The organism is Frankia sp. CcWB2 (assembly GCF_977927585.1).
Window position 1 is genome coordinate 1 of the sequence record NZ_CDWRCM010000206.1, and the last position, 7,508, is coordinate 7,508.

General features: G+C 70.6%; 5 protein-coding genes. 2 read left to right on the plus strand and 3 right to left on the minus strand.

What is annotated here, in order from left to right; genetic code table 11:
• The first annotated feature begins 658 nt into the window (after window positions 1–658).
• On the plus strand, window positions 659–1,489 hold the full coding sequence (locus tag ACY45C_RS18090; protein WP_462188762.1) for a bifunctional 5,10-methylenetetrahydrofolate dehydrogenase/5,10-methenyltetrahydrofolate cyclohydrolase: 831 nt from the start codon (window positions 659–661) through the stop codon (window positions 1,487–1,489).
• Window positions 1,490–1,555: 66 nt separating this feature from the next.
• Here the strand turns inward: ACY45C_RS18090 and ACY45C_RS18095 are convergent, their stop codons facing one another.
• Complete coding sequence (locus tag ACY45C_RS18095; RefSeq protein ID WP_462188763.1) at window positions 1,556–3,019, minus strand: sensor domain-containing diguanylate cyclase; 1,464 nt, start codon at window positions 3,017–3,019, stop codon at window positions 1,556–1,558.
• A gap of 663 nt (window positions 3,020–3,682) precedes the next feature.
• Entirely contained in the window at window positions 3,683–4,969 is a 1,287-nt protein-coding gene (gene bioA, locus ACY45C_RS18100; RefSeq protein WP_462188767.1) for an adenosylmethionine--8-amino-7-oxononanoate transaminase, read from the minus strand.
• Window positions 4,970–5,400: 431 nt separating this feature from the next.
• On the opposite strand from bioA, the gene ACY45C_RS18105 reads away from it, so the two are divergent.
• Window positions 5,401–6,267 carry a rhomboid family intramembrane serine protease gene (locus ACY45C_RS18105; RefSeq protein ID WP_462188765.1) on the plus strand — a complete coding sequence of 289 codons (867 nt, stop codon included), beginning with the start codon at window positions 5,401–5,403 and terminating at the stop codon, window positions 6,265–6,267.
• 88 nt (window positions 6,268–6,355) lie between these two features.
• Here ACY45C_RS18105 and ACY45C_RS18110 read toward each other — a convergent pair whose 3' ends face one another.
• Entirely contained in the window at window positions 6,356–7,234 is an 879-nt protein-coding gene (locus ACY45C_RS18110) for a hypothetical protein (RefSeq protein WP_462188766.1), read from the minus strand.
• Between the last annotated feature and the right edge of the window lie 274 nt (window positions 7,235–7,508).

The window sequence follows — 7,508 nt, forward strand, 5'->3', positions numbered from 1 at the left end:
TAGGACGAATGTCGCATTCATATCGCTACATCCGGCAAGCCGACCGGGTTCCTGAGTACAGCCGGCGCGGCGGGTGGCTCGGGATGCGGCGTAGCGGGCACCGGGCGCTTCTGGCCAGGTGCGTCGTTTCAGGTACATCGTTCCGGCGGTCCGTAGCCGCCATCACCCCGAACCGGGAAGATCATATAGAGTAATACTCGGATTTCCGCCCGGAATCGCCCACCTCGACTACACCACCGCACAGGGGCGGGCCTCTTCCGGAAGGCTTTCCCGGGGAGGATCCGTTATTCCGAAAATCCGAGGCACGAGAACCGGGCTGCCTAGAACCGAGCGTTCTGGAACCGGGCGTTCTGGAGCCGAGTGCACCGAGCGGCCCTGGCGTGCTCCCCCGCCCAGGTTACCTGCCCACGTCGCCTTGCTACGGTACAACCGTGCCCGCCGCCGCCCCGCTCGCCGTGCCGGCGCATCCCGGGCCTTCCCCAGGTTTCGCGTGGTGGGTCAGGACGGCATAACCCGCGCGAGTGCGGGAAAGGCCTGCGGACAGCGGTGACTTATCCGTGCGGAACGGCCCAGACGTGCGGAACGGCCCAGACGGGCCATCAGGACCGCAAGGGCCACGGGAGCCAGACCACGAGAACGACGAGGATCGGAACGGCGCATGAGGATGCTCGACGGGCGGTCGATGGCCGCCGAGATCGGCAGGTACGTGGTCGACGAGGCCGAGAGGCTGGCTGCGGCGGGAGTCACGCCGACCCTGGCGGTGGTCCTGCCGACCGCGGATCCGGCCGCGTATTCCTATGCCGAGATCGTCGAACGGACCGCGGGCAAGGTCGGCGTGCGCTGCGTGCTGCATGAGCCGAAGGGCGAGCCGGCGGCGATCCTCGACACGATCGACACCGTCGCCGCCGATCCGACCGTGCACGGGATCATCGTCCAGACGCCGCTGCCAGGCGGGCTGACCTCCCGCGAGGTCGGCGAGCACATTCCGACGGCCAAGGACGTCGACGGGATGAACCCGAGCAGTCTCGGCCGGCTCGCGCTGGGTCTGCCGAGCTTCGCGCCGGCCACCGCCGCCGCGGTGGTGGAGATCCTCACCCGGGCCCGCATCCCGATGTCCGGCGCCCGGGTATGCGTGATCGGCCGCGGCCCGGTGGTCGGCAAGCCGGTCTCGCTGCTGTTGCTCGCCGAGGACACGACCGTGACGATCTGCCACTCCCGCACCAAGGGACTGGTGAGCATCGCCCACGAGGCCGACATCATCGTGTCCGCCACCGGCCATCCCCGCCTCGTCGGCGCCGGCTTCGTCCGCCCGGGTGCGACCGTCATCGACGTCGGCACCGTCGTGACCGAGACCGGGCAGGTCGGTGACGTGGACGCCGCGGCCGTCTCGTCCGTGGCGGGCGCCCTCACCCCGGTGCCGGGCGGTGTGGGACCGGTCACCACGATGCTCCTGCTGCGCAACACGATCCGGGCGGCGCGCGCCGCCTGATCGGCGCGCACCCGCCACCTGGCCTCGGCGGGGCCCGCGGTGGCCTCAGACGGGGCCGCGGTGGCCTCAGACGGAGCTGTAGACCGACCCGGCGAGCCGTACCCGGTTACGACCATCGGCCTTGGCCCGGTAGAGCGCGGAGTCCGCCCGAGCGATGAGACCGGCGAGGTCACCGCGGGGGCCGTGATGTGTCGCGACTCCCACGGACACGGTCACCGACAGGGGAGGCCGGCCCTCCAGCCAGCAGTGGGTTCCGGCGACCTGGCGGCGGATCCGTTCCGCGACATCGGCCGCGTTCTCCAGCTCGACCTCGGTGAGCAGCACCACGAACTCCTCGCCCCCGAACCGTCCGACGAGGTCCCGGGGGCGGGTCGCCGCCCGCAGCGCGTCCGCCACCGCGATCAGGATGACGTCCCCGATGAGATGACCGAACCTGTCATTGACCCGCTTGAAGTGGTCGATGTCGACCAGGAGCACCGACAGCGGACGCCCCACCCGGCAGGCCCGGTTGATCTCGCGTTCCGCGACCTGGCGCCAGTACGCCGGGTTGGCCAGCCGGGTCTTCGCGTCGGACCGCGCGGCATGCAGGAGCTCGGCGTGCAACAGGCTGCGTTGCAGCAGCAGGACGGGGGGTGTGATCGCCAGCATGAGCAACGGGTTCGCCGCCCACAGCACCGCGACCACGATCGACGAGCAGATCTCGGCGGCCTGCGCGGGCACGAGGTCGCGGCACGCATGCCGGAGCGGGATCCGGGCGGGGATGACAGATGACGGGACGACTCCGGTCCGGCCCGGCCAGCCCGGCCGGGTCGGGCCGGCCGCCGCGCCGGACCACGAACCGAGGCTCTCCCGACCGCCGGGCGTCGCCATCCCCATCACGGTCAGCCTCATCCCCATCACGGTCAGCCTCGCCACGACCGGGTAGACCGCGACCGCGGTGAGGAAGGCCAGCACCGCGACGCCGGACCCGACGAGGTTGTCGACGGTGAACGGCCCTCGATCGGGGCTGAGCAGCAGATGGACACTGGAGGCACAGAAGCCCGCGATGCCCAACGCCGCGGCGTGGAACACGCGCAGGTGCGGCGGCTGTACTGGATCACGACGGCCGGCGAGCCAGCACAGCGGCAGGCTGATAACCGTCGGGTAGAACGGCGGCAGCAGGACCGCCGCCGCCACCGTCCAGGTGGACAGCAGGTCATGGCGTCGGGCCCTGGGAACGGTCAGATCCTCACCCAGCCGTCCGGACGCCACCACGGCCAGCGCCCCGAGAACAACGAAGGTGGCGAAGGCCGCGAGGTCGGCCCATCGCGGACGCAGACCCGCCGCCGCGAATCCGGCCACACTCAGCCAGCAGAAGACTACGATCAACCCCCGTCGCATCAACCCCCCGGGCGCGCGCCACAGCATCCAGCCGTGGCCGAGCAGGCGCAGCACGGCCAGGCGAGGTTCCGTGACGTGGGCGCCGGCCAGATGAGAGCCGGCCAGGCGTGGGCCGGCCAGATGAGGGCCCAATGGCGGAGGACCGATCATCCGGGGAGCGACGGGCTCGGCGCTCGCGGGTGGGGCGGACGCTTCGCCTCGTGCCGCCCCGCGATCGGTCCGGGCAGTCGCGCCCGCTCCCTGCGTGGTCACCCCGCGGGCTCGCCGCCAGCCACGCCGAAGGGTGCCCACCAGAACGGAACCCGCACCTCGCGCCAGTCGTATGCGTAACGGCATTGGTGGATGGCCTTCCTCGTTCTTGTCCACGGCCCTACCCGGCCGGAACCGCCCGGTGAATCCAACCTGGTCGCTGCTACTCACGGTAAATCCTCGAGAACGAAGAGTACGAAGGCACTTCGCCAATTCGCAACCGTCCGAATGCCGGTTCTTAGCCGTTCCCGGCGTCGCCGAGCCGTGTTTTCTCCCCGGCACGCGCGCGATAGTTGCCCAGGAAATGGCACCTGACCTGCGACGACGAATGCCGGGCCGAAGGAGGCGTCGCGACGGGCCGCCCAGCCGCGCCGGCTGCGGGACACCCTCGAGAGACCACATCCGACACGCCCGGGAAACGGCACGTCCGCCGCCCAGAGACCAGTGACGGCCGGAGAAGAGACCGCCGAGGGACCAGCTCGATGCCCGCCGTCCGCGCCTGACCCCTGGCGGCGACGGAGGGCACGACGCGCCGGTGACACGGACGAACCGGTGACGCGGCGATCAGGTGGTGCGGGCGACCGCCTCGACCATCGCGGCGGTCAGGGTGGCCACGTCGGCGAGGGAGATGATGAACGGTGGCATCGTATAGACCAACCGTCCGAACGGGCGGACCCAGACCCCGAGATCCACCAACAGCGGCTGGATCACGGCCAGGTCGACGGGCTCCCGCGTCTCGATCACCCCGATGGCGCCGAGTACCCGCACGTCGGCGACCCCGGGCAGGTCGGCGGCCGGGGCGAGCCCGGCGGCGAGCCCGGCGGAGATCTCGCACACCCGAGCCTGCCAGGGCGAGGAGAGGAGCAGATCGATGCTGGCGTTCGCGACCGTGCTCGCCAGTGGGTTGCCCATGAACGTGGGGCCGTGCATGAACGCGCCGGCCGGCGAGTCGCAGACGCCCGCCGCGACCTCGTCGGTGCACAGCGTCGCGGCCATGGACAGGTAGCCACCGGTCATCGCCTTGCCCACGCACATGATGTCGGGGCTGATGCCGGCATGGTTGCAGCCAAACAGCTCGCCCGAGCGGCCGAACCCGACCGCGATCTCGTCGGCGATCAGCAGCACCCCGTAGTGGTCGCACAGCTCGCGCAGCCGCGCCAGCCAGCCCGGCGCGTACCACCGCATGGCTCCGGTGCCCTGCACGACCGGCTCGCAGATGACCGCCGCGATCTCGCCGGCGTGCCCGGCCAGCAGCCCCTCGATCTCGGCGACGTGAGCGTCCTCACACGGCTCGTCGAAGGCGCAGGCCGGGGCGGAGGCGAACAGATGGCGGGGCAGCAGATGGCTGAACAGGTGATGCATGCCCGCGTCCGGATCACAGACCGCCATCGCGCCCGAGGTGTCGCCGTGATAGCCGCGCCGGATGGTGAGCAGGCGCGTCCGGCCCGGCCGGCCCCGCCCGGTCCAGTACTGCAGCGCCATCTTGATCGCGACCTCGACGGCGACGGAACCCGAATCGCACAGAAAGACCCGCCGCAACGGATCCGGCGTGATCGCCACGAGGGTCTCGGCGAGGGCCACCGCCGGCTCATGGGTCAGACCGCCGAACATCACATGGGACATCGTCTCGAGCTGCCCGCGCACCGCCTCGTCGAGCACGGGATGCCGGTAGCCGTGGATCGCCGCCCACCACGACGACATCCCGTCGATCAGTTCCCGACCGTCGGTCAACGTCAGCCGGGTCCCCGCGGCGGATGCGACCGGGAAGAGCGGCGTGGAGCCGGACACCGAAGCATACGGATGCCAGACCACCCGCCGATCGCGGGCGACGAGGTCGCCCACGTCCGCCACCGGGGCCTGGTGCCGGGGGGTGAGCGCGGGCGGCGGGACGGCGGTCGTCGAACGAGGGGTCACCTTCCCACTCTCGCCCACCCCGGTCGACGGCGGTGGCCTGGGTGACGCTGGCCTGGGCCGATCGTCGTGCGTCCCACACCACTGCGTCTCACCCCACGGCGTCACCCGCCCGAGCTCGTCACCCGCCCGTCCTGCCCTCGAACCCCAACCCGACAGGAGTCCAACTCGTGGCTACCCCCACTAAGTCCGCGGCGTCGAGGACGGCGAGCGCGTCGACGAGGACGAGGAAGTCACGTCGAAGGCGCCCTTTCGCGTTATGCCTGACCGGTGTCTGGCGGCCCGGCGTCTCTCGCGCGGGTACGGCTGGGTGCCAAGGTAGGAGTGCCAGGTAGGAGCAGCTACCCAGGCTCATCGGGCAGGATGTCAGCGTGGTCATCCCGATTCACGACATCAATCCCCTGCGCCGCCGCCCGGTCATGACCTGGCTGCTCATCGCGGCGAACGTGGTGATCTTCGTTTTCTTCGAACCGGTGGTCAGCTCGGTCGCCGGCATGGAGACGTCGGCGGCACAGAACATCTGCGAGCAGCAACGGTTCTTCCAGAAGTGGGGTGCGATCCCGTGGGAGCTGGTGCACAATGCGCAGCTCACCGCCGCGGACTCCGGCCGGATCGGGGTGGACGCGGCCGGCAACCCGGGATGCATCGTGGAATCACCGCTCAGCTTCGACAAGATTCCGGTGCTGTCAGTGCTGACCTCGATGTTCCTGCATGGAAGCTGGCTTCATCTGATCGGCAACATGCTGTTCCTCGGGGTCTTCGGCAACAACATTGAAGATCGCATGGGCAGGCTGCTCTACCCACTATTCTACCTGGTCTGCGGATACGCCGCCGGGTACGGCTTCGCCCTGTTGGAGGGTGGGTCGACGAACACCCTGATCGGCGCCTCCGGCGCGGTCGCCGGCGTGTTGGGCGCCTATCTGGTGCTCTTTCCACGGGCTCGCGTCATCGGCCTGGTCTCCGTCCTGTTCTTTCTGCCGTTCTGGCTGCCGGCCTGGATCGTCCTCGGTTTCTGGTTCGCGTTGCAGTACATCTACTTCACCGGATTCGGCGTCGTCGACAGCGGTACCGTGGCGTACGGAGCACATGTAGTCGGCTTCGCGGCCGGCGCGTTGCTCGTCATGCCGTTCATCAGCCGGCTGCGAGCCGCCGGCCCCGGGACGCCGCTCCGGGTACCCCAGCACGGCTGGATTCGCGGCACGGGGAACTCGTCGGCCCGCCACCGCCGCCCCTACTGAGCGATCCCGGTCTTCCGCGGCCTGACCGTCGAGCAGTCCCGAAGCCGCGAAGGTCCGCCCGGCGGTCAGGCAGTCCAGCGGTCCGGCGTCAGGCCGCCGGCGACCCGCCGGCGATGGAGTCGGGGGTGGTGGAGTCGGCAGCCTGGTCCGCCGCGTCGTCGTCGGAGCCGCCCGTGTCGGCCGCGGATGCCACGGCCGCGGCTTTCCCGGCGGGAACACGACGTCGCAACAGACCGCGCCGGGCTCGCGGACGGCCCGCGTCGGCCGACCTCCGGCCGGGCCGCTTCCGGCCACCCGTCACGACCGGCGCGTCCTCGGCCTCCGCCGCCGCTGCGGGCCCGACAGGCTGTTCCCCGGTTGTCGAGGCGACCTCCGCGGGCTGCGAGTCCACGGCCGGCTGCGAGTCCACGGCGGTCGAGAAGGGGGCCTCGTCCGAGATCGGACCAGTGGCCAACTCGAGCGGCGCCGACGCCTCGCCGCCGACCCTTCCGGTCTCGGCGGCTTCACCGGTCTCGACAGCCTCGGCGGTCTCGACAGCCTCACCGGCCTCGGCGGTCGCCTCGGGCAGGTCGGCCGGAGCGGTCTCCTCCGCGACCCGCACGTCGAGAGCGACCGTCCGCCAGCCCTCGAAGACCTCCTGAACGGCGAAGTCCGCGGCGAGCAGAGCGTCACGGTAGCGAACGAGCTGCTCGTACGACAGGGTCGGATCCGGCTGCGGTCCCGTCACGACGGGGACCTCGGAGGCCGTCGCAGCGGCGCCCGCGGCGGCGCCCGCGACAACGGCCGTGGTCACCCGACAGGTAACGCACCCGGCGGAGTCGGTCGTCTCCGTCAGCGTCCAGGAACGGCTGGCCGCCGCGGCGAGCCGCGGATCCGTAAGCGCCGCGCCGCCGGCCTGCTCCGTCAGAAGCGTCGCGATCCTCGCCGCGACCGTGGTGGTCGCCACGTCGCCCCTACCCCATCGCACGACCGCACGTCCTTTCCCTCGATCTCTGTCTGCCGCTATGCCGAAGACGCCCATGATCGGCCGACCCCGGAAAATGACGCCGGTGCCTGAGGGCGAGAACTGCATCTTGACGGACGGATCGGAGGCGCTACGCAGCGGGGTGCTTTTTGCCACATGGCGGACATACGATACAAACACCGGACGGCCTCGATGGCGGGTAAACATTCACCTGCTTTAGTGATCTTGCTGTAGGTGACGGTTCACGGGCATGGCTGTGGGCCGCGCCGGGCGGGGT

Excerpts from the sequence above, each read along its gene's own strand:
- ACY45C_RS18090 (WP_462188762.1), top strand. The coding sequence starts at position 659 with ATGAGGATGCTCGACGGGCGGTCGATGGCCGCCGAGATCGGCAGGTAC.
- ACY45C_RS18095 (WP_462188763.1), bottom strand. The coding sequence starts at position 3,019 with ATGATCGGTCCTCCGCCATTGGGCCCTCATCTGGCCGGCCCACGCCTG.